Below are 25,510 nucleotides of genomic sequence, written 5' to 3'. Positions count from 1 at the left end.
ATCAAGCGGCGAGCGTGTGGTCGCCCGCCTGCGTCGCGCGCTGGACCGTGCGCAGCCGGGAGGTGGTGATGCCCAGCTCGGCGGCGATCTCGGCCTCGCTGAGCGCCGGGCGGTCGGCTTTCAGCCGCGCGGCGAGGGCCACCGTCTCGGCCGGGCTGCGTCGCGGTCTTTCTTTCTTATCCGTACGCGGTGGGGCGTCCCCGCCGGTACGGCCGTTCCCGCCGCCACGTCCGGCGCTCGCTTTCACGGTGGATGAGCTGCGTTGCGCGGGAACCGCACGGCCGGTGGCGGCCGGCGGCCGCGCCTGCCGGGTCACCGTGGGGCTGAACCCGTCGGCGCCGTTGGCCCGAGGGAGTACGGCGGCGGCCTCCTCGCGCAGCCGGCGGTTCAGCGGCGCGCTGCCGGCGCGGGTGCCCGCCGCCTCGACGGTCGCGGCCGGGACCGCGTGCCGCATCGCGGCCGGTGCCTGAACGGGGACCGGAGTCGGGATCAAGCCGGGGATGGCCGGGTCGATCGGCGCGGTGCCGGCGATCGGCGCGGTGGCGGCGCTCGGCTGGTTGGCGGCGCTCGGCTGGTTGGCGGCGATCGGCTGGTTGGCGGCCAGGTCGGCGTCGCGTTCCAGGGTGGCGATGCGGCCGCCCAGCTCGACCAGGCAGATGCTGGCCACCACGATCAGGCCGTCCACCGACAGCGGAAGGAGGTAGGGGGAGGCGCCGGTCTCGCCGTAGCGGGCGGCCACCCCGGCCATGTGCCAGTAGGAGACCCAGGCGGCGATGCCGGCGATCGTGGCGGTGGCGATCAGGCGGGCCGCGGCCAGCCAGCGGCGGTGCACCGGCACCCGGGAGATCAGCTCGACGGTGAGCAGCAGGGCCAGCGGCGGCCAGGCGGCGATGGCCTGGCTGATCGGGTTGTCCAGCGCGTGCAGGACGTTGGCGACGACGGACGCGGCCACACCCAGCAACAGCGTGGCTCGGACCGCCCACCGGACGCGGCGCAGGTGCTGCAGGACCACCGGACTACTCCTCAGCCTGTCGGGTCGGGCGCGGAAAAGACCGACCCATCCTGACCGCTGAGGGTTACGCAAACGCTCCCGGCCCGGAACCGTGACCGGTCCGTGCCGGGAGCGTTGTGACCATGTGACCGCGCCTTACGGCGTGTCAGCTTGACCTGCCTGCGTGTTTAGCTCTTCTTCTCGATCTGGGCCCGCAGCTTCGGGAACTCGGCCTTGGCCTTGCTCACCGACTTGAAATACCAGATCACCATGCCCAGGCTGCCGTCGTCGGCCCAGCTGCAGATCGCCATGTCGACGCCGGAGGTCGAGGCGCTGCCGCACTTGGCGGTGCCGCCCAGCGAGCCGGTCGGCGCGTCGGTGATGTTGGAGATCTTCAGGCCGCCGATGCCGGCGCCGAGGAAGGTCTGGTCGAGCTCCTTCTCCGGGTCGTCGATCGGGGCCTCGGCGGCCGCGACGATGACGATGTCCTGCTTTTCCACCGTGCCGTAGAGCGAGCCGACCGAGTTGGTGGCCGACGGGACCGAGCCGAGGCCGTCCTTCAGCTCCTTGGCGATGTCGGCGAACTGCGCGTCGGTCAGCTTCGGGCGGCCGCCCAGCGTGGCCGGCTCCACGATCTTGATGGTGGAGGCCGCCTTGGTCGGCTCGGCGGTCCGGGTCGCCCCGGCGGTCGGCGTGGCCGTCGCGTCGGCGAGCTGGTCGTTGATGTCGTCGACCTTGTTCTTGCCGACCATGTAGAGCGCGGCGACACCGCCGACGCAGAGCACCAGCACGATCGCGATCGAGGTCAGCACGATCGGCAGCGCCTTGGACTTCTTCTTCGGCGGGGTCGGCGGCGGGAAGCCGGGCTGGCCGAACTGCGGCTGCCCGTACTCCGGCTGACCGTACTGCGGCGGCTGCTGACCATACTCGGGCTGGCCGTACTGCGGCTGGCCGGACGCCGGGTACGACTGGGTCGGCGGGTACGTCGGCTGCGGCGGCACCGAGGTCGGCACGTCAGGGTTGGGCTGGCCCGGGTACTGCGGCTGGCCGTATGGGGGCTGACCGTACTGGGGCTGGCCGTACTCGGGCTGGCCGTACTCGGGCGGCTGTGGCGGCTGCTGGCCGTACTGCGGTGGCTGTGGCGGCTGCTGCCCGTACTGCGGCTGGCCGCCCTGGTAGGGCTGGCCGGAAGACGGCTGGCCGTTGTAGGGCTGGCCAGAATACGGCGGCTGCGGCGGCTGCGACATCAAAGCTCCATCGATCGGGTTTCCCGGCAGCGAGCCTATCGGCCTCCGGCCAGGGAGGTCGCCCCCCTAACCGGGTAGGTGATCACACCCGACCGGACAAACCGGCTGCGACTACGACAACGCCCCGCACCAGGAGGCGCGGGGCGTCGTCGATCCGACTGGAAAATTCGACAGGGGCGAAATCAGGCGGGCAGGCTGCCGACGCCCTGCGGCAGGAACCGCTTGCCGGTCACCTTCTCGGAGATGCCGCTGCGGTCGAGATAGGGAGTCACGCCACCGAGGTGGAACGGCCAGCCGGCGCCCAGCACCATGCACAGGTCGATGTCCTGTGCCTCGGCGACCACACCCTCGTCGAGCATGAGGCGGATCTCCTCGGCCAGGGCGGCGAGGGCCTTCTCGCGTACCTCATCGGCGGAAAGCGGAGCGGAACCGCCGGCCACCAGCTTGGCCACCTCGGGGTTGATCTCGTCGTCGACCATCAGGGGCAGGCCGGCGTCGACGATCTTCTTGAGGTTGGGGCTGTCGGTGAAGCGGTCCGGGAACGCCGCGTGCAGCGTCTCGCCCACGTGGTAGGCGACGGCCGGCCCGACCAGCTGGAGCAGCGCGATCGGCCGCATCGGCAGGCCCAGCGGGTCGAACGCGGAGTCCACCACGTCCAGCGGGGTGCCGGCGTCGACCGCGTTGAAAACCTCGCTGGTGAAGCGGGTCAGCACCCGGTTGACCACGAACGCGGGTGCGTCCTTGACCAGCACCGACGACTTCTTCAGCTCCCGGCCGACGGCGAACGCGGTGGCCAGGGTCGGGTCGTCGGTCTTCTCGCCCTTGATGATCTCGAGGAGCGGGAGGACCGCGACCGGGTTGAAGAAGTGGAAGCCGACGACCCGCTCGGGGTGCTCGAGGTCGGCGGCCATCTCGGTGACCGACAGCGACGACGTGTTGGTGGCGAGGATCGCTTCGGGGGAGACGATCTTCTCGAGCTCGGCCCAGATCTGCTTCTTCAGGTCGAGGTTCTCGAAGACGGCCTCGATCACGAAGTCGGCGTCGGCGAACACCGACTTGTCGACCGAGCCGGAGACCAGGCCGCGTAGCTTGGCCGCGGTGCCCTCGTCCATCCGCCCCTTCGACACGGTCTTGTCGATCTGGCCGAGAACGTAAGCAACGCCCTTGTCGACCCGGGTCTGGTCGAGGTCGGTCAGCACGACCGGCACCTGCAGGCGGCGGGCGAACAGCAGGGCGAGCTGCGAGGCCATCAGGCCGGCGCCGATGATGCCGACCTTGGTGACCTTGCGGGCGAGTGACTTGTCGGGCACGCCGACCGGCCGCTTGGCCCGGCGCTGCACCAGGTCGAAGGCGTACAGCGAGGCGCGCGCCTCGTCGCCCATGATCAGGTCGGCGAGGGCCTCGGTCTCGGCCGCGGTGCCGTCCTCGAAGGAGGCCTCCTTGGCCAGCGCGAGCAGCTCGAGGGCCTTGTTGGCGGACGGGACCGCGCCGTGCAGCCGCTGGTCGAGCTGCTGCTTGGCGAAGAACAGCACGCCGTCCCACATGTCCTTGTCGATCTCGGGCCGGGTTACCTCGATGGAGCCCTGGACGACGCCGGCGGCCCAGGCGAGCGAGCTCTCCAGGAAGTCGGCGGCCTCGAAGATCTCGTCGGCCACGCCCAGCTCACGGGCCTGCTTGGGGCGCAGCACCTTCTGGGTGAGCGGGTTCTGCAGGATCACCTGGGCGGCGCCGGGGGCCCCGATCAGGTTGGGCAGCAGCTGGCTGCCGCCCCAGCCGGGGATCAGGCCGATCGCGACCTCGGGCAGGCCGAGCGCGGCCGCGCCCGTCGACACCGTCCGGTAGTGGCAGTGCAGCGCGACCTCGAGGCCACCGCCGAGCGCCGCGCCGTTGACGAACGCGAAGGTCGGGATCGCCGAGCTCTTCAGCCGGGCGAACACCCGGTGGCCCAGCTCGCCGAGGGCGACGGCCTGCGCCCGCTCGGTGATGAACGGCATGCCGGTGATGTCGGCGCCGACGCAGAAGATGTACGGCTTGCCGGTGATCGCGATGAACGCCGGGTCGGCCGCGGTCGCCGTGGTGATCGCCTCGTCGAGCGACGCGAGGCCGCCCGGCCCGAAGCTGTTCGGCTTCTTGTAGTCGAAGCCGTTGTCCAGCGTGATCAGCGCGGCCTGCTTGGCCAGGCCGGGGACGCGGACCAGGCGCACGATCGCTTTGGTCACGACCTCGTTGGGGTACTCCGGAAGAGCCGTCACTTCGCGAATCCTTCCCAGTTCGGGTTCTCCCAGATGACCGTGCCGCCCATGCCGATGCCGATGCACATGGCGTTGATGCCGTACCGGACCTCGGGGTGCTCGGCGAAGTGCCGCGCGAGCTGCGTCATCAGCCGCACGCCCGAGGAGGCGAGCGGGTGACCGATGGCGATCGCGCCGCCCCACGGGTTGACCCGCGGGTCGTCGTCGGCGATGCCGTAGTGGTCGAGGAAGGCGAGCACCTGCACCGCGAACGCCTCGTTCAGCTCGAACAGGCCGATGTCGTCGATGGTGAGACCGGCCTTCTTCAGGGCCTTCTCGGTCGACGGGATCGGGCCGTAGCCCATGATCTCCGGCTCGACGCCGACGAAACCGAACGACACCATCCGCATGGCGACCGGCAGGCCCAGCTCGCGGGCGGTGGCCTCGTCGGCCAGCAGCGCGGCGGTGGCACCGTCGTTGAGGCCGGCCGCGTTGCCCGCGGTGACCCGGCCGTGCGGGCGGAACGGGGTCTTCAGGGTGGCGAGCTTCTCCATCGAGGTCTCGCGCGGCGCCTCGTCCACGGTCGCGAGGCCCCAGCCCTGCTCGACGCTGCGGACGGCCACCGGCACCAGGTCGTCCTGGAGCTTGCCGTCGGCGTACGCCTTGGCCGTCTTGATCTGCGAATTGAGGCCGTAGCGGTCGACCCGCTCCTTGGTGATGCCGGGCAGGCGGTCGTGCAGGTTTTCCGCCGTCGAGCCCATCACCAGGGCGGACGGGTCCACCAGCTTCTCGGCGAGGATCCGCGGGTTAGGGTCGACGCCCTCACCCATCGGGTGCCGGCCCATGTGCTCGACACCACCGGCGATCGCGATGTCGTAGGCGCCCATCGCGATGCCGCCGGCCACGTTGGTCACCGCTGTCATCGCGCCCGCGCACATGCGGTCGATCGAGTAGCCGGGGACGGTCTTGGGCAGGCCGGAAAGCAGCGCGGCCGTGCGGCCGATGGTCAGGCCCTGGTCGCCGATCTGGGTGGTGGCCGCGATCGCGACCTCGTCCACCCGCTCGGGCGGAAGCTGGGGGTTGCGCCGCATCAGCTCGCGGATGCAACGAATGACCAGGTCGTCGGCGCGGGTCTCGGCATACATGCCGCCCGCCTTGCCGAACGGGGTGCGGACGCCGTCGACGAAGACGACCTCACGTACTTCACGGGGCACGGGAGTCTCCTTGCGGGCATTTTTCCTGTGCGATTGATGCTACTCGCCGGTAACTAAGAGGTGCCAGAGGACCCTTGCAATGTCACAGCAACGTTTCCGGCTCTCATTCTGCGGGAGCGATCGCGCACAGCCCGGGAAACCTCGGCAAGAGGTTCCGGCCGGGCGGTTCCACGCCCGGCCGGTTTCTCAGGTTGCAGGTGCCGGCTCCGGAAGGGCATCGGCCAGCTGGTCGGCGAGCAGGCCGACCTGCCAGTTGCGGGCCCCGAAGCCGCGCAGGGTGTCGCCGACCGTCTGCGAACTCACCTCGTCGGGCGGGGACCAGGCCAGCCGGCGGACGTAGTCCGGGCTGATCAGGTTTTCCGGTGGCAAGTTGTTGGCCTCGGCGGTGGTGACGACCACCTGACGACAGCGGGCCAGCCGGGCCGCGGCGATCGGGTCGCGTTCGGCCCATCGGTGCGGTGGCGGCGGGCCGTCCAGCGGCTGGTTGACCGGCAGCTCGTCGTCCGGCAGCGCCCGGGCCTCGTCGAGGGCGTCCAGCCACACCCGGGCCAGCCGGCGGACCGAACGGCCGCCGAAGCCGGGGATGACCAGCAGGGCGCGCTCGTCCTTCGGGTCCAGCTCGGCCGCGGCCACGATCGCCGAGTCGGGCAGCACCCGGCCGGGGGCCGAGTCACGGCGGGCGGCCACGCCGTCCCGGGCATACCAGAGGGCGCGCACCCGGGACTGGGCGCGGGCGCCACGGACGCGGTGTATTCCGGACGTGCGGCGCCACGGATCGGGGCGGACCCGGGGTGGCCGGTCGGCGCTGGCCACCAGGGTGGCGAACTCCTCGGCCGCCCAGGCCGTCTTGCCCTGCCGTTCCAGCTCGGCGGCGAGCAGGTCACGCAGGTCGGTGAGCAGCTCGACGTCGAGCGCCGCGTAGGTCAGCCACGACTCGGGCAGCGGCCGGGTCGACCAGTCCGCCGCCGAGTGGTGCTTCTCCAGCGAATAGCCGAGCAGTTGCTCGGTGAGCGCGGCCAGGCCGACCCGCTCGAACCCGGCCAGCCGCGCGGCCAGCTCGGTGTCGAACAGCCTGCGCGGTTTCAGGCCCAGCTCCGCCAGGCAGGCGAGGTCCTGGCTGGCCGCGTGCAGCACCCATTCGCTCTCGGCCAGCGCGGCATCGAGCGTGCGCAGGTCGTCCAGCGGCATCGGGTCGATCAGCACCGTCCCGGCGCCGGCCCGGCGCAGCTGCACGAGGTAGGCGCGCTGGGTGTAGCGGTAGCCGGAGGCTCGTTCGGCGTCCACGGCGACCGGTCCGGTGCCGGCGGCCATCTTGGCCACCATCTCGGACAATTCGGACTCGGTCTCGAGTGGGCGGGGGGTGCCCTCGCGAGGGGCGGTCAGCGGGACGGAGGCGGGCAGGGGCGCGGGACCGCCAGACGTCGGGTCGGGCGGCTCGGCGAGCGGTCGTCCGTCCCCTGCCGGCTCTGGCTCGTCCCGACGGCGCAGGGGTGCTTCGTCGGTCACCACGTAACCGTACGGGTGCGCCACCCCTGCATTGTGCAGCCGGGTACCGGCGCGCCGTTTTCTCGATCGAAAGCCGACTCATCCGCTGAGCCGTTTCGTGCGTACTACTCCTCGCAGCGCCGAGACCCTGGAGGCCGTGCCGGATGACCACGACGTACGACCCGTTCATCCCTGCCGACGGCACCGACCAGCACCGATACGACGGTCGGCGCCGCGCCGAGGAGGTCTCCTGGGGCGCGGAACCGGGCTGGGAATCGAACACCGGGTTCGCCGATCCGAAGTATCCGGAGCCCCGGTACCAGGAGCCGCAATATTCGCCGCAGCCGTCCTGGCAGCAGCACGAGCCCCAATATCAGTCGGCGCCGCAGTACCAGCCCGCGCCGCAATGGCAGGCCGGCGTTTCGGAGACCTTCCCGGCGGTGCCCGCCGAGGATCCGCAGCGCGCCCGGCCGGCCCGGAAGGCGAAACCGGTGATCGCCGGCCTGGTCGGGGTCCTGGTGGCGGTGGCCGGCTGGCAGGCGTACCGGATCGAGACGATGCACAGCGACAACGCGTCGTTGCATTCGGTGCTCGCCGCCGAGCAGGACCGCACCGACCGGCTGGAGAAGGAACTCGCCGGGGTGTTCGACCCCGAGGCCGTCTCGTCGAAGGTGCTGCCCAGCGTGTTCCGGGTCCGGGCCGGCGACTTCACCGGCACCGCGTTCTCGGTCGGGTCGAAGGCGAAGGACGGCCAGTCGAACCTGTTCACGAACTACCACGTCGTCGCCGAGCTCTACACCGGCGGCGGCCGCACGGTGTCGCTGGAACGCGGCACCACGAAGATCAACGCGACCATCGTGAAGGTCAACAAGGCGAAGGACCTGGCGCTGCTGCGCGCCAACCAGGACGTCCCCGGGCTGGCCGCGGCGACCGTGCAGGTCAAGGCGGGCCAGCAGGTGGTGGTCGTGGGCGCGCCGCTCGGCCTGGACGACACCGTCACCACCGGCGTGATCAGCGCCTACCGGCCGTCCGACCCGGACGGGCCGACGATCCAGTTCGACGCGCCGATCAACCCCGGCAACTCGGGCGGACCGGTGGTCAACTCGGGCAACCAGGTCGTCGGCCTGGCCACCGCGAAGGCGAAGGACGCCGAGGGGATCGGCCTGGCCATCCCGATCAAGACGGCCTGCGACACCTTCACCGGCGTCTGCTGAACCGGGTTTTCTCGAAGGCTTACTGCCCCACCCGGTGGCGTTCCGAAAGGGACGTCACCCCGGGTGGCGGCAGACCCGCGGTCGAGGCCAGCATCGCGCACCAGCCGAGCAGGTGGGCGGCCGTGTCCACCGAGGTCGGCGTCCAGGAGGCGCGCACCTCGAGGTCGGCGGTCGGCACCGGGCCGGCCAGCTCCCCGAACCGGGTCGACGCGGTCTGCGTGATCGTGCCGCCGATCGCCGTGTAGGCGGCGTCGTGCTGCTCCAGCGCGTCGGTCAGCCAGGTCCAGGCCACCGCGGGCAGCAGCGGGTCACCCGCCATGTCCGGCTCCAGCTCGGCCGTGACCAGGGTGACCAGCCGCACGTCGCCGCGCCAGGAGTCGTGCCCGGACGGGTCGTGCAGCAGGATCAGCCGGCCGCTGGCCACCTCGTCACCGTCGCGGAGCACGGTGGCGGACAGGGCGAACGCGTACGGCGCGAGCCGCTGCGGCGCGGCGATCTCCTCGAGCAGGATCTCCGGTCGTGGCGCGGCCGCCCGCAGCCCGGCGACGGCGCGGGTGAACGCCTCGGGTGCAGCGGAGGGGGTCGCCATGCCGGAAGCCTATGCCGATCACCGCTGTCCGTCGTCGATCGCCGCGCCGTCCAGTCGCGGGGCGACTGCGGGATTTCGCACATGGCACCATTGCGCCGTGACTTCAGTGTTGAACGATTCGCCGTTCGTGCGGGCGTGCCGCGGTCAGGACGTGCCGCACACCCCGGTCTGGTTCATGCGGCAGGCCGGGCGCTCGCTGCCCGAGTACCGCAAGATCCGTGCGGGCGTCGGGATGCTCGAGTCCTGCCGGCGACCGGATCTGGTCACCGAGATCACGCTGCAGCCGGTCCGCCGGCACAACGTCGACGCGGCCGTCCTGTTCAGCGACATCGTGGTGCCGCTCGAGGCGGCCGGCGTCGACCTGGACATCGTGGCCGGCACCGGCCCGGTGATCGCCGAGCCGATCCGGACGGCGGCCGGCCTCGACCGGCTGCGCCCGATCACCGCCGACGACGTGTCCTTCGTGGCCGAGTCGGTGCGCCAGCTCGTCGGCGAGCTCGGCGGCACCCCGCTGATCGGGTTCGCGGGTGCGCCGTTCACCCTGGCGAGCTACCTGATCGAGGGCGGCCCGTCCCGGACGTACACCAGGACCAAGGCGATGATGTACGGCGAGCCGGAGCTGTGGCACGCGCTGCTCGGCCGGCTCGCCGAGATCACCCTCACGTTCCTGCGCACCCAGATCGACGCCGGGGTCAGCGCGGTCCAGCTGTTCGACTCGTGGGCGGGCGCGCTCTCCGAGGCCGACTACCGCGAGTTCGTGCTGCCGCACTCGGCCAGGGTCCTCGGCAGCCTGGCCGGCGCCGGCGTGCCGCGCATCCACTTCGGGGTGGGCACGGGCGTGCTGCTCGGCGCGATCGGCGAGGCCGGCGCGGACGTGGTCGGCGTCGACTGGCGCACCCCGCTCGACCGGGCCACCACGCTGATCGGCCCGGAGCGGCCGGTGCAGGGCAACCTCGACCCGGCGGTGCTGTTCGCGCCGTGGGAGGTCGTCGAGCGGGAGGCCCGCCGGGTGCTCGAGCAGGGCCGGGCCGCCCCCGGGCACGTCTTCAACCTGGGCCACGGGGTGTTGCCGGACACGAACCCGGACATGCTCACCCGGCTTGTCGAGCTCGTGCACACCGCATCGGCGCGCTGAGGGACCTTCGGCCCTCCCTGGCCGGGACCGGTGGGTGCAGGGTGGGCCCCCGTGGGACTCACAACGACCGACCCCGGTGGCCACGTCCGTGCGCGACCTGGGAGGGTTGACAACGTGCGAAAGCGGGTTGCGGTCATCGGTGGCGGCATCGCCGGGCTCGCCGCCGCGGTCCGCCTGCGCGATCTGACCCCGCCGGGCACCGACATCATCGTGTACGAGCAGGGCGGCGTCCTCGGTGGCAAACTGCGTACCGGCGAGTTGGCCGGTCTGCCGGTCGAGCGCGGCGCCGAATCCTTCCTGACCGCCGGCCCCGGTGGCGACGAGTCCGCGGTGGTCGCCCTGGCCCGGCATCTCGGCCTCGGTGACGCCCTGGTCCACCCGGCCACCGTGCCGGCCGCCCTCTCCGTCGCCGGCCGGTTGACCCCACTTCCCGGCGGCACCCTCGTCGGCGTCCCCGGTGACCTCACCAAGCTCGGCGACGTGGCCCACGTGACCGGCACCGACCCCGACGACGGCCGCCCGCTGCTGGCCGCGGGCGAGGACGTCGCGGTGGGCGAGCTGGTCCGCGCCCGGTACGGCGCCGAGGTCGTCGACCGTCTGGTCGACCCGATGCTCGGCGGCGTCTACGCGGGCCGCGCCGACCGGCTGTCCCTCGACGTCACGATGCCGCAGCTGGCCGCGACCGCCCGGGTCGAGCACACCCTGCAGGGCGCGGTGCGCGCCGCGCAGGCGGCCCGCACCGGCACTCCCGGCCCGATCTTCACGGCCGTGCACGGTGGGATGAGCCGGCTGGTGGCCGCGGCCGCCGCCGCGAGCGGCGCCCGGATCAGCCTCGGCCTCCCGGTGCGCGACCTGTCCCGCACCGCCCACGGCTGGCGGCTGCTGCTCGGCCCGGCGCCGGCCCCGCAGACCGACGACGTCGACGCGGTGATCGTGGCGGTGCCGGCCAAGCCGGCGTCCCGGCTGCTCACCGCGCTGTCCGCGGAGGCCGCCGAGGCGATCGGGGCACTCGACTACGCGAGCGTCGCGCTGGCCGGCCTGGCGCTGCCGCCCGGCACCCCGCTGCCGGAGCTGTCCGGCTTCCTGGTGCCGCCGAGCGAGGGCACCCTGGTGAAGGCGGCGACGTTCTTCACCCGGAAGTGGCCGCACCTGGGCCCCGAGGCCGGCCCGGTGATCGTGCGGGCCTCCCTCGGCCGCTACGGCGAGCAGGACCGCCTGCAGTTCGCCGACGAGGACCTGCTCGAGCAGGCCCGGCGCGAGCTCGGCGAGCTGATCGGCGGCGCGTTGCCGCCGCCGGCCGCCGCCTGGATCCAGCGGTGGGGCGGCAGCCTCCCGCAGTACGCCCCCGGCCACCGCGACCGCGTGGCCTTCGCCCGGCAGCAGCTGCCGCCCGGCCTGGCGCTGGCCGGCGCCGCCTTCGACGGCGTGGGCATCCCCGCCTGCGTGGCGAGCGGCGAGCGGGCGGCCGAAGACGTCAGCAAGTCCCTGGAGGAATGATGAGCGACGAAACCCAGCCGAGCGCGGTCCGGATCGCCGAGCTGAACGCCACGATCCGCTACACGATGTGGTCGGTGTTCAAGGCGACTACCCCGATGCCGGCCATGCGCGAGGACCTGGCCATCGAGGTGGACACGCTGTTCGAGCAGCTGTCCGGCAAGGACGTGACGATCCGCGGCACGTACGACGTGTCCGGGCTGCGCGCCGACGCCGACGTGATGATCTGGTGGCACTCCAGCTCCTCGGACGCCCTGCAGGACGCGTACGGCCTGTTCCGCCGCACCGCCTTCGGCCGGCACCTGGCGCCGGTGTGGTCGCAGATGGGCCTGCACCGCCCGGCCGAGTTCAACAAGAGCCACCTGCCCGCCTTCATGGCCGGCGAGGAGCCGCACACCTACCTCTGCGTCTACCCGTTCGTCCGGTCCTACGAGTGGTATTTGCTCCCCGACGAGGAGCGCCGCCACATGCTGGCCGAGCACGGCAAGATGGCGCGCCCGTACCCGGACGTCCGGGCCAACACGGTCTCGTCGTTCGCCCTCGGCGACTACGAGTGGCTGCTCGCCTTCGAGGCCGAGGAGCTGCACCGGATCGTCGACCTGATGCGCGACCTGCGCGCCGCCACGGCCCGCCGGCACGTGCGCGAAGAGGTCCCGTTCTACACCGGCCGCCGCCGCTCGGTCAGCGAGATCGTCGCCAACCTGCCCTGAGCCGTCTCACGCCCGGCGCATCGGGATGTGCGGGATGCCGTCCTCGAGGTATTCCGGGCCGGTCGGCTCGAAGCCGAACTTGCCGTAGAAGCCGGCCAGGTGGGCCTGGGCCTCCAGGGTGCTTGGCCGGTGGCCGATGATGATCAGCGCCTCGGCCACCAGGCGCCCGGCCAGGCCGGCGCCGCGGGCCTTCGGATCGGTCACCACGCGGCCGATCCGCTGGGTCTCGCCGTCGTGCAGAACCCGCAGGTAGGCGCGGATCTCGCCGGCCCGCTCGAACCACACGTGCCGGGTTCCGGGCTCGGTGTCCCGGCCGTCCAGATCGGGGTAGGCGCAGTCCTGCTCGACCACGAAGACATCGCTGCGAAGCTTCAGGATGCCGTACAGAGTGGTGGTGTCGAGGTCGGCGAACGAGGCGGAGCGCAGGACGTCATGTGGTTCCGGATGCATGTCACAAATCGTATGCGGCATGCCGTCACCCGTATCGCGGCCCGACGTTGAACGGATGGAAGCCTGGGCTGTGGAGGCGCTCATGATCAAGAAAAGCAGGTTGTTGGGGAACAAGACGCGGGTGACTTTCTGCCTGCCGGGGGATGTGCCGGCCGGGCGGGTCAGCGTGGTGGGCTCGTTCAACGGCTGGGAGCCGGGGACGCACGAGCTCATGCAGCGCCGGGACGGCACCCGGACGGTGAGCGTGCCGCTGTCGCCGGGCCATTACGAGTTCCGGTACCTGGCCAGCGACGGTGTCTGGCTGGACGACGAGCACGGCAGCGAACTGCGGATCTAGCCCTTTTCCCGCTAACACCGGAAAAAGCCTCACTTATGGCTAATCTGGCTGCATGACCATGTACGAGACCTCCGACCTGCACAAGCGTGTCGCACGGTACGAGGCGGCGGTGGACGAGCTTCGGGCGGCGCATCAGGACATTCGGACCGTTCTGGTCGACCAGGTGCTCTACGAGCGCTGGCAGCAGATCGGCGCCGAGCTCGGATTCGCCGTCGCGATGCAGGCCGGCACGGCCGCGGGGCAGCAGCAGGAGCTGAACGCGATGAACCAGCAGATCCCGCAGATGGCCGAGGCCTGGGCCGGCTGATAGACACTCCGCCGCCGTCGCCCTACTGCCACCGGGGCGGCGTCGGCGGAGCTGTACTTTTGCTGGCATGTCTGTCGACACCCAGTACGAGGACCTGCTGCGCCGCGTCCTCACCACCGGCACCCCGAAGAGTGACCGCACCGGCACCGGCACCGTCAGCGTGTTCGGCGAGCGACTGCGCTACGACCTGTCGAAGGGCTTCCCGCTGGTCACCACCAAGCGGGTGCACTTCAAGTCGGTCGCCGTCGAGCTGCTCTGGTTCCTGCGCGGCGACAGCAACGTCGGCTGGATGCGCGACCAGGGCGTGACCATCTGGGACGAGTGGGCCGACGCGGACGGTGAGCTCGGCCCGGTCTACGGAGTGCAGTGGCGGTCGTGGCCGGCTCCGGACGGTGGGCACGTCGACCAGATCACCTCGGTGCTGGAGACGCTCCGCACGGACCCGGACTCGCGCCGCATGCTCGTCTCCGCGTGGAACGTGGCCGAGCTGCCGTCGATGGCGCTCGCGCCGTGCCACGCGATGTTCCAGTTCTACGTGGCCGACGGCAAGCTGAGCTGCCAGCTCTACCAGCGCAGCGCCGACCTCTTCCTCGGCGTGCCGTTCAACATCGCCAGCTACGCGCTGCTCACCCGGATGGTGGCGGCGCAGGTCGGGCTGGTCCCCGGCGACTTCGTCTGGGTCGGCGGTGACTGCCACATCTACTCCAACCACGTGGAGCAGGTGACCGAGCAGTTGTCCCGGTCGGCGTTCGCGTTCCCGCAGTTGGAGATCGCCCCGGCCGCTTCGCTCTTCGATTACCGGTACGAGGACTTCTCGCTGGTCGGATACGAGCACCACCCGGCTCTGCGGGCCCCGGTGGCGGTATGACCGACTGCACCGAGCGGCACTTGCCGGCGCCTGCCGACGGCGTCGCAGGCGAGGGCCGGAAGGGCATGCCAAAGGTGGGCACAGCGTGACCGTCCACATGATCTGGGCCGAGGCCCGGGATCGGGTGATCGGTGCGGACGGTGGCATCCCCTGGCATCTGCCGGGGGAGCAGGCCCTGTTCAAGGAGCGCACGATGGGCGCGACCGTGATCATGGGGCGGGCCACCTGGGATTCGCTGCCGGAGCGGGTGCGGCCGTTGCCGGGCCGGCGGAATGTCGTGCTCACCCGCGACCCGCTGTGGTCGGCCGCGGGGGCCGAGGTCGCCCACGCGGTTCATGGGGCCGACCTGAGCGGCGACGTCTGGGTGATCGGCGGGGCGGCGGTCTACGAGGCGTTCCTGCCGGTCGCTACGCATGTCGTGCGGACCCGGATCGACCTCGACGTGGCCGGGGACACCCGGGCGCCGGCGCTGGGGGACAGCTGGGTGCTGTCGTCGACCGGCGAGTGGCAGACCGCCTCGAACGGGCTGCGCTACGTGGTCGAGGAGCTGGAACGGAACGTCGGCTGATGGCGCGGTGCTCACCGCGTACGCAAGCTGGAACTTGAATTTGATTTTCGCAGCCCGGCGGCTTCTCGCCGGGCTGCGCCTTCGGTCAGGCCTTCGGATCCAGGCGGATCGAGAGGCTGTTCACGCAGTGGCGGGTGTTCTTCGCCGTCATGTGCTCGCCGCGGAAGACGTGGCCCAGGTGCGAGTCGCAGTTGGCGCAGCGGATCTCGGTGCGGACCATGCCGTGGCTGATGTCGTCGATTTCCTTGATCGCGCCCGGGATGGCGTCGTCGAACGACGGCCAGCCACAGTGCGAGTCGAACTTGTCGGTGCTGGGGTAGAGCTGGGCGCCGCACGCGCGGCACGCATACATGCCTTCGGTCTTGGTGTCGACGTACTCCCCGGACCAGGGGGCCTCGGTGCCGGCCTGGCGCAGGACCCGGAACTCGTCGGGGCTGAGCCGGACCCGCCACTCATCCTCGGTGGTGGGCAGGGTGGTGTCATGCGTTGCCATGCCACCAACGGTACTTCGACGCACTCGAAGTGCGGCCGTCGTTGCGGCGTCCGCCGTTGTACCGGCATGGAAGATGCATCGCCCGCGACGTTCCGTCCCACGTGGCAGCAGGCTTTCGGCCGCGGCCTCTATATCGGCGCCCTGATCGGCGTGGTGGGTATCACTGCCGCCATGCTCGTCGCCGTGGTGCTGGCGCTCGTCGGACGGATCGGACCACCGTTGTGGATCTGGCCGGTACTGGCGTTCGGGCCGCCGATGGCCGGGGCGGGAGCGGGGCTTCTGGCCCGCCGGTTCACCGCGACCGAGCTGGGCGCGGGCGGCATCCGGACGCTGTCGGTCGGTGGTGGCGGGATCGCGCCGTGGCATCGGGTGGTGGACATGCGGGCCGAGCGGCGGGGTGGCCGGACCGTGGTGTCGGTCTATCTGGACTCCGGGGCGAGTGTGCAGCTCAACGCGCCGTACAGCGGTGATCTGTTCGCCGCCGACCCGCAGTTTGAGGTCAAGATGTTCGCTTTGTCCCATATATGGCGTAGTCACCGTTTCGGTGGTCTTCCGGGATGATGACCCGCCGAGAAGCATTAACGGGTAAATCGGGCAATTCCCGCTAAGCTGCCCTTCGGACCCTGGAAATACCGCAACAGAACGGAATACTCCTCATGAGTGCAACTCGCCGCATTCTTGCCGCCGGACTGCCCTCTGTGGCCGTCGCGGCGGCCCTGGCCTTCTCCGCCACGCCGGTCCTGGCCGCGGATACTGCGGTTCGTCCGGCCGTCACCGCGTCGCCCTGCAACGAGGCCGACCGCACCAAGTGCGACTACGGCACCAAGGGCGGTGGCACCAGTCCGGCCACCACCACCGGCCCGGCCACCACCGGTGGGCACACCCGTGGTCATGGCGGCTACGGCTCGGTCGCGCCGTCGACCACCCCGACCACGCCGGCCACCACCCCGACCACGCCGGCCACCACGCCGCCGTCGGGCAACGTCGACACCGTTCCGCCGACCACGCCGCCGGGCGTGCAGGACACCGGCACGCCGGCTCCGAGCAGCAGCACTCCGGGTGGTGGCGTCAGCGCCGGTCACGCGCTTCCGGTCACCGGTGCGCCGATGGGCGCGGTCATCTCGCTCGGCGCCCTGATGGTCGCCGCCGGTGCCGCCTCGGTCTGGTACACGCGTCGGCGCCGCAGCGCCTAGCGTCCGATTTGTTAGCATTTCCGTGGCCGTCCGGCGTTTGCCGGGCGGCCACGGGCGTGTCCATGGGTCTTGGCGGCATAGGGTCGGATGCATGCCGAAAGCCGCAGCGGAAGAGCGCGAGATCGCCGGCCACACCGTCCGGTTGAGCAGCCCCGACAAGGTCTGCTTCCCGCGCAAGGGCTACACCAAGCGTGACGTCTTCGAGTATTACCTCGCCGTCGGTGACGGCATCCTGCGGGCGCTGCGTGACCGACCCACCACCCTGCAGCGCTTCCCGGACGGCATCGAGGGCGAGATGTTCTTCCAGAAGCGCATCCCCACCCGTGGCGTGCCGCCCTGGGTGCAGACCGCCACGATCAGCTTCCCGAGCGGGCGCACCGCCGACGAGCTGTGCCCGGCCGACCTCGCGCACGTCGCCTGGGCCGCGCAGATGGGCACCGTCGTGTTCCACCCGTGGCCGGTGCGGGGCGCCGCCGTGGACAACCCGGACGAACTGCGCATCGACCTCGACCCGCACGCCGGCACCGACTTCGGCGACGTGGTCGCGGCGGCCGGGGTGATCCGCGAGGTGCTCGGCGACCTCGGCTTCGTCGGCTATCCGAAGACCTCCGGCGGGCGAGGGGTGCACGTCTACGTGCGGATCGCGCCGCAGTGGTCGTTCGTGCAGGTGCGGCGGGCGGCGATCGCGCTGGCCCGGGAGGTCGAGCGGCGCAGTCCGGACCGGATCACCACCTCCTGGTGGAAGGAGGAGCGGGGCGAGAAGGTCTTCATCGACTACAACCAGATGGCCCGGGACCGGACCATCGCCTGTGCCTACTCGCTGCGGGCCACCGCCCGGGCCACCGTCTCCACCCCGGTGACCTGGGACGAGCTGACCGAGGTCGAGCCGGACGACTTCGACCTGCGGACCGTGCCGGCCCGGTTCGCCAAGATCGGCGACCCGCATGCCGCGATCGACGACGTGGCGCACGACATCACCCCGCTGCTGGAGTGGTCGGAGCGGGACGAGAAGGCCGGTCAGGGGGAGTTGCCCTACCCGCCCGACCATCCGAAGATGCCGGGCGAGCCGCCGCGGGTGCAGCCGAGCAAGATCAACAAGGCTAACTGGTCTTGATCGTCAGCTTCATGCCCTCGTGCGATGCGGTGAAGCCGAGCGACTCGTAGAAGCGGTGTGCTTCCGTACGCCGCTTGTCGGTGGTGAGCTGGACGATCCGGCAGTTGCGGTCGCGGGCGCGCTCCACGGCGTACGCCATAAGTCGGCGGCCCAAGCCGCCGCCGCGCCGATCGGCCCGGACCCGCACCGCCTCGATCGTCATCCGCCAGGCGCCGCCGCGGCTCAGGCCGGGGGTGAAGGTGAGCTGGCAGGTCGCCACCACCTCGCCGTCGTCAATGCCCACGATCAATTCGTTGCCCGGGTCGGCGTCGATCGCCTCGAACGCGGCCCAGGTTGACGCGTCGACCTCCTCGGCGACCGTGCCGAAGCCGCGGGACCGGGAGATCTCGTCGTCGGCCAGCAACTCCAGGATGGCCGGCACGTCTGCCCGTTCGGCCAGGCGGAACTCCATCGATCGCGTCCTCCCCGTGAGGTGCCCTGTTCAGGCACGATGTTCGCCATGCACGTGCTGCTCACGCCGTTTCGGAAGGCCTATCGGGCGATCGTCTGGCTGGCGAACTCGCCGCGCACCCTGATCCTCTCCTACTCCCTGCTGATCCTGGTCTGCGCCGCCCTCTACCACGTCTTCGAGGAGAAAGCCTCGCTCGGTGACTCGGTGTGGTGGGCGGTGGTCACCGCCTCCACCGTGGGTTACGGCGACATCTCCCCGCAGACCTGGGAGGGCCGGGTGCTGGCCGGCATCCTCATCTCGGTCATGGTGCTGCTGGTGATCCCGCTGATCACCGCGCACTTCGCCAGTCGGCTGATCGTCGACAACGACGCCTTCCGGCACGAGGAGCAGGAGGAGCTCAAGCACAACCTGCGCCGGGTGAAGGTGCTCCTCGAGGCATTGGCCGAGCGAGAGGGCGTCATTTTGCCGGACAGCGCAGTCCCTCCTGCGGCACCTGGAGAGAAATGAGGTAGTTGTCGACCGCCTTCACGATGCAGGTCGTGCTCGGGTAGGCGGTGTGGCCCTCGCCCTCCCAGGTCAGCACGTGCCCGACGCCCAGCATGCTCGCCAGGTCGGCGGTGTTCTCATACGGCGTCGCCGGGTCGCCGGTCGTGCCGACCACCACGATCGGCGGGGCACCGGTGGCCGTGCCGGCCGGGTAGGGGTCGCGGTCGCCCGGCCAGAACGTGCACGGCAGCATGCCGGTCGCCAGCGGCGCCCCGAACAGCGGGTACTTCGCGCGCCACTCGCCCTGCAGCTTGCGGACCTCCTCGACGCTCGGCGCGTCCTTGGTGTCGGCGCAGTTCACCGCGAGGTTGGCGTCGAACAGGTTGGTGTAGCTGCCGTCCGGCTTGCGCTCCGAATACTGGTCGGCCAGCGTGAAGATGCCCTTGGGGTTGCCGTCCTGCAGGGCCGCGACCGCCTGCGCCAGCGTGGTCCAGCTCGACTCGGTGTAGAGCGACGAGATCACCGCGACGAAGATCCAGCCGGAGGTCGCCTTGCGACCGTCCGAGTAGGCGATCGGATTTTTCGCGGCGGCCGCGATCGCGTCGGTGACCGCCTTTCGCGCGTCCGGCGCGATCGGGCATTTCGCCGGGGTTGCCTTGCACCAGGTGCTGAAGTTGGTGAACGCCCGCTCGAAGCCCTTGGCCTGCGACTCGGAGCCCTGCACGTAGCTCTGCTTCGGGTCGACCGCGCCGTCGAGCACCAGCGCCCGCACCTTGGTCGGGAACAGCTGGGCGTAGGTGGCGCCGAGCAGCGTGCCGTAGGAGAAGCCCAGGTAGGACATCTTCGCGTCGCCGACCGCGGCCCGGATCGCGTCCATGTCCTTGGCGGCCTGCTCGGTGGAGAAGTTGACCAGTTGGTCACCGTACTTCGTGCCGCAGCCGGTGGCGATCTTCTTGTTCAGCGCCACCAGGCTGTCGAAATCGGCCTGGCTCACCGGGTCGGGCGGCGCCGCGAAGCTCGCGTCCTGGTCGGCGTTGCTGATGCACTTGATCGGATCGGAGCGGCCGACCCCGCGCGGGTCGAAGCCGATGATGTCGAACTGGTTGGTGATCTCGGTGGGCAGACCGCCGAGCGCCTCGCCGTAGGACAGGTAGACCGCGGTGTCGACGCCGGAACCGCCCGGGCCGCCCGGGTTGATCAGCAGCGAGCCGATCCGGTTCTTCTGCGTCGAGGAATGGATCCGGATCACCGAGATCGCATACGTCTCGCCGCCCTGCGGGTCGTTCCAGTCGCGCGGGACGGCGATCTCGGCGCAGTCGTAGCTCATCCCGGTCGCGCCCCGCCCGACCAGGTCACGCGGCACGTCGTCGCAGTTGCGCCAGTCGGGCGTGGTGCCCGGGACCGCGGCCGACGTCGGTGTGCCGCCGGCGACCGGACTGTCCTCGCCCGAGCCGTCCGGCGCGAACGCGGGCAGGGTGCAGCCCGCGGTGGCGACCACCATCGCGGCGAGAAGTCCGACGGTCAGACGGGAGCGACGCGGCACGGTCAGGGCCTTTCGACGGCTGGGACTTGCAGGGTCGAGGCTAGCCGGTCTTGATTCACCGACTGCTGAGGACCTCGGCCAGGTCGAACCGCACCGGGCGCTCCAACTGCTCATAGGTGCAGGTACGCGGCTCGCGGTCGGGTCGCCAGCGCTCGAACTGGGCGGTGTGCCGGAACCGGATGCCCTCCATGTAGTCGTACCGCACCTCGACCACGCGCTCCGGGCGCAACGGTGTGAAGGAGAGATCCTTCCCGTTGTTCCACCGGCTGTACTCGTTTTTCCGCGGGGTGCGCTCGCCCTGCATGTGCGCGGCCCAATCCCACGGGTGGCCCTCCAGCGGCGTGACCAGCGGCTGAAGCTCGCGGAACAGCTCCTCGCGCACGGCCATCGGGAACGCGCCGATCACGCCGACCGAGACCAGGACGTCGCGCTCGTCGTAGAGGCCGAGCAGCAACGATCCGATCCGATCCTCGGCGGACTTGTGCACGCGATATCCGGCGACCACGCAGTCGGCCGTCCGCTTGTGCTTGATCTTCGTCATCACCCGCTTGTCGGGCTGGTAGGTGAGGTCGTGCGCCTTGGCGATCAACCCGTCCAGCCCGGCGCCCTCGAACTCCGCGAACCACCGCTGCGCGGTGGGAAGATCGTCGGTGGCCGGCGTGATGTGCACCGGTGGCTGCGCATTCTTGAGTACGTCCTGCAAGCGCGCCCGCCGCTCCGCGAAGGGCCGCTCGGTGAGGTCCTCGTCGCCGATCGCGAGCAGGTCGAACGCGACGAAGCTGGCCGGGGTCTGCTCGCTGAGCAGCTTGACCCGGCTGGCCGCCGGATGGATGCGCTGCTGGAGCGCCTCGAAATCGAGCGTGTTCCGCTCGGTGTCGGCCACGATCACCTCGCCGTCGATCACCACCCGCTCCGGGAAGTTGGCCAGCACGGCCTCGACGACCTCGGGGAAATATCTGGTCATCGGCTTCTCGTTGCGGCTGCCGATCTCGACCTCGGCGCCGTCCCGGAAGATGATCGAACGGAAGCCGTCCCACTTCGGCTCGTAGACCTGGCCCGGCGGGATCTCGGCGACGGGCTTGGCGAGCATCGGCTTGACCGGCGGGTTGATCGGCAGCTCCATGGTCCCCAGTCTGCCGCTTCCGTCGTGATCCGTCTTTACCTTCCCCCTGGGGGAAGGCCCAGACTCTTCGTCATGGACACCCTCACCATCGGTGAGTTCGGCCGCCGGGCCGGGCTCACGGCGAAAACGCTGCGGGCTTACGACGATTCGGGCCTGCTGCGGCCCGACACGGTCGACCCGCTGAACGGCTATCGCCGCTACCGGGAGGACCAGGTGGAGCGCGCCCGGCGGATCAGTGTGCTCCGCCGGCTGGAGATGCCGCTCGCGGTCATCGCCGAGATCGTCGACGCCACCGACGAGGAGGCGGTGCTCCGGCTCGACCGTTGGTGGGCCGCGGAGGAGGCCGGCATGCAGGCCCGGCGCGGCAGTTTCGGCTGGCTGCGCGGCCAGTTGGCCAACCGAGCCAGCTCGCTCGAGGCGAGCTTCGAGGTGACCGTCCGGGACGTCCCGGCGACCAAGATCGCGTCGATCCGCACCGAGGTCGACCAGCACGGCCTGGTCGAGGCCATCCGCGGCTGCGAGTGGGCGATCCGTTCCCATCTCGACGGGCAGACCGAGAGCGAGGCGGTGGAGCACTGGGTGATCTACCACGGCCCGGTCACGCCGGAGAGCGAGGCGCTCATCGAGGTGTGTGTCCCGTTCACCGGCTCGGTCGAGCCGTTCGACGAGATCACCATCCGGATCGAGCCGGCCCACCGCCAGGTGTTCACCACCGTGGCCCGCGACGACTGCTTCTATCCGCGCATCCTGCGGGCCTACGAGGCGATCGACGGCTTCACCAACGCGCAGGGGCTCGCCCGCGGCGGCCCCGAGCGCGAGATCTACCTCGGCGAGTGGCACCGGATCGCCGGCACCGACCCGTTCGTGCACGTTGCCCAACCCATCAAGGAGTGAACGACATGGACTACACCCGCCAGACCCGGTTCTCCGACCCTCGGCAGCACGCGGCGCTGTTCGACCCGCTCCCGGCCGATCCCGACGGCATCGGCGCGGTGGTGCGCAACCTGGCCGTGCACTACCGGGCTTCCGGCATCGACTTCCCACCCGATCGGCTCACCGAGATCGACAGCCGCTGGGTCGACCGGATCCTCGGCGCCGACCGGAAGCGGTTCGCCACCCCGCTCGCCGAGCCGCGCCCGCCCGAGCAGCGCGTGGTGGGCTGCTGCCGCGACTTCGCCCTGCTGACCGTCGCCGCGCTGCGGCACAAGGGGGTGCCGGCGCGAAGCCGGATCGGCTTCGCCGACTACATCGTCCCGGGCGACCACCTGGACCACGTGATCACGGAGTTCTGGGACGGGAGCCGCTGGATCGCCACCGACACCGAGGTGGACGTGCCCGACGTGCGGCTGGCGCCCGGCGGGCTCCGCACGGCGGCGCAGGTGTGGACCGACCACCGCAGCGGCGTGGTCGATGTGGAGACCTTCGGCGTCGGCGGCGATCCGGAGCTGCGCGGCGCCTGGTTCGTGCGCAACTACGTGATCTACGAGCTGGCCCACCGCCGCGGCGACGAGCTGCTGCTGTGGGATCTCTGGGGCGACATGGGCCGCGAGCCGCCCGCCGACCCGGCCCTGATCGACGAGATCGCCGATCTTCTGCAGTCCGCCGACGCGGGCGACAAGGCCGCCGAGCGCAAGCTGGCCGACCGTTACGCCGACGACCTCCGACTGCATCCCGGCGACCAGATCAGATGTGTGAGCCCGCGCGGCGTGGTCTCGGATGTCGACCTGCGGGTTTCTACCTGACCAGGATCGCCATGAGACGGTCGAGCTCGATGGCCGGGTCCTCGGCCAGGCCCATGTGCACCGGGCCGGCTCGCAGGATCGTGCTGCGGGGGGCCACCAGCCAGCGAAAACGTTCGCCCGGCTTCATCGCGGCGGCGGCGCCCGCGCCGGTGCAGGTGGCCTCCCACGAAGCCAGGGCGGCGGCCACGGCGGCGACGTCGGCGTCCGGGTCGAGGGCGCGCAGCCGGTCCTCGTGCAGGTGGGTGCGGGCGGCCAGGAAGTCGGCGCGCTGGTTGTAGAGGACGACGCCCACGTTGATCAGCTCGCCGCGCTCGATGCGGGGTACGGCCTGGATGATGGCGTACTCGTAGGGGAGTCTCACGGCAGCCACGCCTCCGGCTGCTCGGCCCGGCGGGCCAGGTGGGTGAGGTAGGCGTCGCGGTCCACGTCGTCCAGCCACTCGTCCGGCACCAGGGCCAGCGCCTCGGTGATCAGCCCGGGCGTCAGCCGGGCAGCCAGCGCCGGGCCTTCGGTCGCCAGCGCGGTGGCGTAGGGCTTGAGCACGTGGTCGTCCCACTTGTACGGCCGGTGCACCACCGCCTCGGCGCGCGGCCAGTTGTGGTGGAAGTAGAGAGTCGCGCCGTGGTCGATCAGCCACAGCTCGTTGTGCCACATCAGGAGGTTCGGGTTGCGCCAACTGCGGTCCACGTTCTCCACGAAGGCGTCGAAGGCGATCACCTGGGAGGCCAGCGCCGGCTCGACATGGTGCGCGACCGGGTCATATCCCAGCGACCCGGGCAGGAAGTCCATCCCCAGGTTGGCCCCGGCGCTCGCCTTGATCAGCTCCTGGACCTCCTCGTCCGGCTCGGCGCGCGCCACGATCGGATCGAGGTGCACCACGGCCAGCTCGGGAACGGGCAGGCCCAGCCGGCGGCCCAGCTCGCCGGAGATCACCTCGGCGACCAGGGCCTTCGGTCCCTGCCCGGCGCCGCGAAACTTCACGACGTACGTCCCCAGGTCGTCGGCTTCGACGACGCCGGGCAGCGAACCGCCCTCGCGGAGCGGCGTGACATAGCGGAGGGCGGTGACCTGACGTAGCACGCCGCAAACCCTAGTGCGGGCCCTGCTTTCGCAGCTCGTCGACCTTGGTCATGGCCTCCCGCAGGCCGGCCAGCCAGTCCTCGGAGTGCTGCCCGACCAGCTTCACGCACCAGGCCAGCGCCTCCGACCGGGAGCGGGCCACGCCGGCGTCGACCAGCGTGTCCAGGATCTGCCGCTCGGGCTGGCGCAGCCGCGTCATCACCGGAGCGGCCAGATGGGTGAACAGTTCCTCGGTGTCGCCGCAGCGCACGCCCCAGGCGACCTTGCGCTGATAGCGGTGCTCGACCTGGCGGGCGACCCGGATCCGGTCCTCCCGGGTGTCCTCGCGGAACTGGTTGATCCGGCCGGCCTGGGCGGCCGCCCGGTCGGCGTCGGTGGCGTCGGCGCCGAGATCGGGCTCGGCGACCCGGGCCCAGATGATGATCTCGTCGCGGTCGACCACGACCTCGGGACGCTCGGTGAACCACCCGTCCGGGATTGCCCCGGTAACCCAGGCGGCGGCGTCGTCGGCAGCCGGGGGCTCGTTGCGGGCCCCCGGCGGAGCGGGACGGTAACGCATATCCAACCTCCCCATACGAACGTGATTACAGGATTACACCGTTACAGTGCTTGCTGCCATCACGTTCGCGCTTTTCTCCCGTCGGCTTAATGCCGGATGGCCGCGAGCTGGGTCGCCTGGGCGACCAGGTTGCCCTTCGCGTCCCAGACGAAGGTGATCTCGTCCATCCGGCCCGAGACGATCTCGGTCGCGTGCATGGCGACCCGGAGCGGCCCCGGTGCCGGCAGCCGCCGCAGGTAGGCGGTGAGGGTGATCGTCGGCGCCCAGCCGGTCACGCCCAGGGTCAGCGAGATCGGCGGTGCCGGGTCGAGGGCGATCAGCATGCTCAGCGGGTCCCAGTCGGCGCCGTCGGCCAGCCGCAGCCAACCGGCGATCCGCCCGCTGGGCGACGGCTGTCCGACGGCGAAGCCGAGATCGGCCGGGTTGAGCCGGTGCTCGACGACGTCCAGCAGGTGCACCTGGAAGGAGGCGCCCGAGGCATTCGACGGAAGCAGGAAGCAGTCCTCCTCGGCCGGCAGCTCGGGCCGGCTCGCGCCGCTCCACCAGGCCTCCGCCTCGTCCAGCGTGCCCTGGGTGACCAGCGCCTCCGCACAGGCCGCGCCGTCCTGCTCGAGCCGCGCCCGGAACTGCGCCTGACTCCGCCCGGCCCGCAGCAGCTCGACCGAGACGGTGGCCGGTCCCGGCGCCGGCGGCCGGAGGAAGGAGGTGGTGACCGCGACGAGGTGCGGATGCTCGGCGCCGGCCGCCACGGCCCGGCACAGCACCGCCATCAGATAGCCGCCGTGCAGCTTGTCGCCGATCGCCCACTGCGGGTCGAGCTCCGCGGTGTAGGTGCCGTCGTCGTTGCCGCTCAGGGCGGTCGCTTCCGCGAAGCTCTTCATTTGAT

The 25,510-nt window shown here is 71.0% G+C and carries 29 protein-coding genes; 14 read left to right on the top strand and 15 right to left on the bottom strand.

Going from position 1 to position 25,510, the window contains the following annotated elements; genetic code table 11:
- Nucleotide 1: 1 nt before the first annotated feature.
- The 5 genes from Adu01nite_RS00285 to Adu01nite_RS00265 all read right to left on the bottom strand — a co-directional run bounded on the left by Adu01nite_RS00285 (nt 2) and on the right by Adu01nite_RS00265 (nt 7,189).
- A complete protein-coding gene (locus Adu01nite_RS00285) occupies nt 2–1,012 on the bottom strand; it encodes a DUF2637 domain-containing protein (RefSeq protein ID WP_203724138.1) in 1,011 nt (336 codons plus the stop codon).
- A 167-nt stretch (nt 1,013–1,179) separates the two neighbouring features.
- The gene (locus Adu01nite_RS00280; protein WP_203724137.1) at nt 1,180–2,238 is read right to left on the bottom strand and encodes a hypothetical protein; all 1,059 of its coding nucleotides are present in this window, start codon (nt 2,236–2,238) and stop codon (nt 1,180–1,182) included.
- A gap of 182 nt (nt 2,239–2,420) precedes the next feature.
- Entirely contained in the window at nt 2,421–4,490 is a 2,070-nt protein-coding gene (locus Adu01nite_RS00275; RefSeq protein ID WP_203724136.1) for a 3-hydroxyacyl-CoA dehydrogenase NAD-binding domain-containing protein, read from the bottom strand.
- A complete protein-coding gene (locus tag Adu01nite_RS00270; RefSeq protein WP_203724135.1) occupies nt 4,487–5,683 on the bottom strand; it encodes a thiolase family protein in 1,197 nt (398 codons plus the stop codon). The genes Adu01nite_RS00275 and Adu01nite_RS00270 overlap by 4 nt, the downstream gene beginning before the upstream one ends.
- 186 nt (nt 5,684–5,869) lie before the next feature.
- Nucleotides 5,870–7,189: a ribonuclease D gene (locus Adu01nite_RS00265; RefSeq protein ID WP_438871058.1), complete on the bottom strand. Its 1,320-nt coding sequence runs from the start codon at nt 7,187–7,189 to the stop codon at nt 5,870–5,872.
- Between the two features lie 143 nt (nt 7,190–7,332).
- Between Adu01nite_RS00265 and Adu01nite_RS00260 the strand changes: the two genes are divergently transcribed.
- Nucleotides 7,333–8,382 carry a S1C family serine protease gene (locus tag Adu01nite_RS00260; RefSeq protein WP_203724133.1) on the top strand — a complete coding sequence of 350 codons (1,050 nt, stop codon included), beginning with the start codon at nt 7,333–7,335 and terminating at the stop codon, nt 8,380–8,382.
- A 19-nt stretch (nt 8,383–8,401) separates the two neighbouring features.
- Here the strand turns inward: Adu01nite_RS00260 and Adu01nite_RS00255 are convergent, their stop codons facing one another.
- Nucleotides 8,402–8,971 carry a DUF3000 domain-containing protein gene (locus Adu01nite_RS00255; protein ID WP_203724132.1) on the bottom strand — a complete coding sequence of 190 codons (570 nt, stop codon included), beginning with the start codon at nt 8,969–8,971 and terminating at the stop codon, nt 8,402–8,404.
- 97 nt (nt 8,972–9,068) lie between these two features.
- Here Adu01nite_RS00255 and hemE point away from each other — a divergent pair, with 97 nt between their 5' ends.
- The 3 genes from hemE (at nt 9,069) to hemQ (ending at nt 12,310) form a co-directional block, all read left to right on the top strand.
- Nucleotides 9,069–10,106, top strand: coding sequence for a uroporphyrinogen decarboxylase (hemE, locus tag Adu01nite_RS00250; RefSeq protein ID WP_239132006.1), 1,038 nt, complete (start codon nt 9,069–9,071; stop codon nt 10,104–10,106).
- A gap of 114 nt (nt 10,107–10,220) precedes the next feature.
- Nucleotides 10,221–11,603, top strand: coding sequence for a protoporphyrinogen oxidase (gene hemG / locus Adu01nite_RS00245; RefSeq protein ID WP_203724130.1), 1,383 nt, complete (start codon nt 10,221–10,223; stop codon nt 11,601–11,603).
- Entirely contained in the window at nt 11,603–12,310 is a 708-nt protein-coding gene (gene hemQ / locus Adu01nite_RS00240; RefSeq protein ID WP_203724129.1) for a hydrogen peroxide-dependent heme synthase, read from the top strand. Before hemG ends, hemQ begins: the two co-directional genes overlap by 1 nt.
- A 6-nt stretch (nt 12,311–12,316) precedes the next feature.
- Here hemQ and Adu01nite_RS00235 read toward each other — a convergent pair whose 3' ends face one another.
- Nucleotides 12,317–12,760 (bottom strand): GNAT family N-acetyltransferase, encoded by a 444-nt coding sequence (locus tag Adu01nite_RS00235; protein WP_203724128.1) that lies wholly within the window; start codon nt 12,758–12,760, stop codon nt 12,317–12,319.
- Nucleotides 12,761–12,842: 82 nt separating this feature from the next.
- On the opposite strand from Adu01nite_RS00235, the gene Adu01nite_RS00230 reads away from it, so the two are divergent.
- From Adu01nite_RS00230 to Adu01nite_RS00215, 4 genes are all read left to right on the top strand, one after another.
- The gene (locus Adu01nite_RS00230; protein WP_203724127.1) at nt 12,843–13,097 is read left to right on the top strand and encodes an isoamylase early set domain-containing protein; all 255 of its coding nucleotides are present in this window, start codon (nt 12,843–12,845) and stop codon (nt 13,095–13,097) included.
- A 52-nt stretch (nt 13,098–13,149) separates the two neighbouring features.
- On the top strand, nt 13,150–13,404 hold the full coding sequence (locus Adu01nite_RS00225; RefSeq protein ID WP_203724126.1) for a hypothetical protein: 255 nt from the start codon (nt 13,150–13,152) through the stop codon (nt 13,402–13,404).
- A gap of 67 nt (nt 13,405–13,471) precedes the next feature.
- Entirely contained in the window at nt 13,472–14,272 is an 801-nt protein-coding gene (locus tag Adu01nite_RS00220; RefSeq protein ID WP_203724125.1) for a thymidylate synthase, read from the top strand.
- A gap of 85 nt (nt 14,273–14,357) precedes the next feature.
- Nucleotides 14,358–14,840 (top strand): dihydrofolate reductase, encoded by a 483-nt coding sequence (locus tag Adu01nite_RS00215; RefSeq protein WP_239132005.1) that lies wholly within the window; start codon nt 14,358–14,360, stop codon nt 14,838–14,840.
- A gap of 85 nt (nt 14,841–14,925) precedes the next feature.
- On the opposite strand, the gene msrB is transcribed toward Adu01nite_RS00215, so the two are convergent.
- Nucleotides 14,926–15,333: a peptide-methionine (R)-S-oxide reductase MsrB gene (gene msrB / locus Adu01nite_RS00210; RefSeq protein ID WP_203724124.1), complete on the bottom strand. Its 408-nt coding sequence runs from the start codon at nt 15,331–15,333 to the stop codon at nt 14,926–14,928.
- On the opposite strand from msrB, the gene Adu01nite_RS00205 reads away from it, so the two are divergent.
- The 3 genes from Adu01nite_RS00205 to ligD all read left to right on the top strand — a co-directional run bounded on the left by Adu01nite_RS00205 (nt 15,322) and on the right by ligD (nt 17,640).
- Nucleotides 15,322–15,894, top strand: a complete 573-nt coding sequence (locus Adu01nite_RS00205; RefSeq protein ID WP_239132004.1) for a hypothetical protein — start codon at nt 15,322–15,324, stop codon at nt 15,892–15,894. The genes msrB and Adu01nite_RS00205 overlap by 12 nt on opposite strands.
- A 95-nt stretch (nt 15,895–15,989) precedes the next feature.
- The gene (locus tag Adu01nite_RS00200) at nt 15,990–16,526 is read left to right on the top strand and encodes a hypothetical protein (protein ID WP_203724123.1); all 537 of its coding nucleotides are present in this window, start codon (nt 15,990–15,992) and stop codon (nt 16,524–16,526) included.
- 91 nt (nt 16,527–16,617) lie between these two features.
- Nucleotides 16,618–17,640, top strand: coding sequence for a non-homologous end-joining DNA ligase (gene ligD / locus Adu01nite_RS00195; RefSeq protein ID WP_203724122.1), 1,023 nt, complete (start codon nt 16,618–16,620; stop codon nt 17,638–17,640).
- Here the strand turns inward: ligD and Adu01nite_RS00190 are convergent.
- The gene (locus Adu01nite_RS00190) at nt 17,627–18,091 is read right to left on the bottom strand and encodes a GNAT family N-acetyltransferase (protein WP_203724121.1); all 465 of its coding nucleotides are present in this window, start codon (nt 18,089–18,091) and stop codon (nt 17,627–17,629) included. The two genes, ligD and Adu01nite_RS00190, sit on opposite strands and share 14 nt — an antisense overlap.
- A gap of 48 nt (nt 18,092–18,139) precedes the next feature.
- Between Adu01nite_RS00190 and Adu01nite_RS00185 the strand changes: the two genes are divergently transcribed.
- Nucleotides 18,140–18,598, top strand: coding sequence for a potassium channel family protein (locus tag Adu01nite_RS00185; RefSeq protein WP_203724120.1), 459 nt, complete (start codon nt 18,140–18,142; stop codon nt 18,596–18,598).
- On the opposite strand, the gene Adu01nite_RS00180 is transcribed toward Adu01nite_RS00185, so the two are convergent.
- Nucleotides 18,549–20,078, bottom strand: coding sequence for an alpha/beta hydrolase (locus tag Adu01nite_RS00180; protein WP_203724305.1), 1,530 nt, complete (start codon nt 20,076–20,078; stop codon nt 18,549–18,551). The genes Adu01nite_RS00185 and Adu01nite_RS00180 overlap by 50 nt on opposite strands.
- 97 nt (nt 20,079–20,175) lie before the next feature.
- Nucleotides 20,176–21,243 (bottom strand): ATP-dependent DNA ligase, encoded by a 1,068-nt coding sequence (locus Adu01nite_RS00175; protein WP_203724119.1) that lies wholly within the window; start codon nt 21,241–21,243, stop codon nt 20,176–20,178.
- Between the two features lie 72 nt (nt 21,244–21,315).
- On the opposite strand from Adu01nite_RS00175, the gene Adu01nite_RS00170 reads away from it, so the two are divergent.
- Both Adu01nite_RS00170 and Adu01nite_RS00165 read left to right on the top strand, forming a co-directional pair.
- Nucleotides 21,316–22,137: a MerR family transcriptional regulator gene (locus Adu01nite_RS00170; RefSeq protein WP_203724118.1), complete on the top strand. Its 822-nt coding sequence runs from the start codon at nt 21,316–21,318 to the stop codon at nt 22,135–22,137.
- A 5-nt stretch (nt 22,138–22,142) separates the two neighbouring features.
- Nucleotides 22,143–22,985, top strand: coding sequence for a transglutaminase-like domain-containing protein (locus Adu01nite_RS00165; RefSeq protein WP_203724117.1), 843 nt, complete (start codon nt 22,143–22,145; stop codon nt 22,983–22,985).
- On the opposite strand, the gene Adu01nite_RS00160 is transcribed toward Adu01nite_RS00165, so the two are convergent.
- The 4 genes from Adu01nite_RS00160 to Adu01nite_RS00145 all read right to left on the bottom strand — a co-directional run bounded on the left by Adu01nite_RS00160 (nt 22,978) and on the right by Adu01nite_RS00145 (nt 25,505).
- Nucleotides 22,978–23,346, bottom strand: a complete 369-nt coding sequence (locus tag Adu01nite_RS00160) for a DUF3037 domain-containing protein (RefSeq protein WP_203724116.1) — start codon at nt 23,344–23,346, stop codon at nt 22,978–22,980. The two genes, Adu01nite_RS00165 and Adu01nite_RS00160, sit on opposite strands and share 8 nt — an antisense overlap.
- Nucleotides 23,343–24,065 (bottom strand): HipA family kinase, encoded by a 723-nt coding sequence (locus Adu01nite_RS00155; protein WP_203724115.1) that lies wholly within the window; start codon nt 24,063–24,065, stop codon nt 23,343–23,345. The genes Adu01nite_RS00160 and Adu01nite_RS00155 overlap by 4 nt, the downstream gene beginning before the upstream one ends.
- 10 nt (nt 24,066–24,075) lie before the next feature.
- A complete protein-coding gene (gene abmR / locus Adu01nite_RS00150) occupies nt 24,076–24,624 on the bottom strand; it encodes an ATP-binding transcription factor AbmR (RefSeq protein ID WP_203724114.1) in 549 nt (182 codons plus the stop codon).
- A gap of 86 nt (nt 24,625–24,710) precedes the next feature.
- On the bottom strand, nt 24,711–25,505 hold the full coding sequence (locus Adu01nite_RS00145; protein WP_203724113.1) for a thioesterase family protein: 795 nt from the start codon (nt 25,503–25,505) through the stop codon (nt 24,711–24,713).
- Nucleotides 25,506–25,510: the final 5 nt, after the last annotated feature.

Origin of the sequence: Paractinoplanes durhamensis (assembly GCF_016862175.1) — a bacterium.
Taxonomy (GTDB): Bacteria; Actinomycetota; Actinomycetes; order Mycobacteriales; family Micromonosporaceae; genus Actinoplanes; species Actinoplanes durhamensis.
The sequence above is the reverse complement of the archived record's forward strand: the minus strand, read 5'-3'. Positions and strand labels throughout refer to the sequence as shown.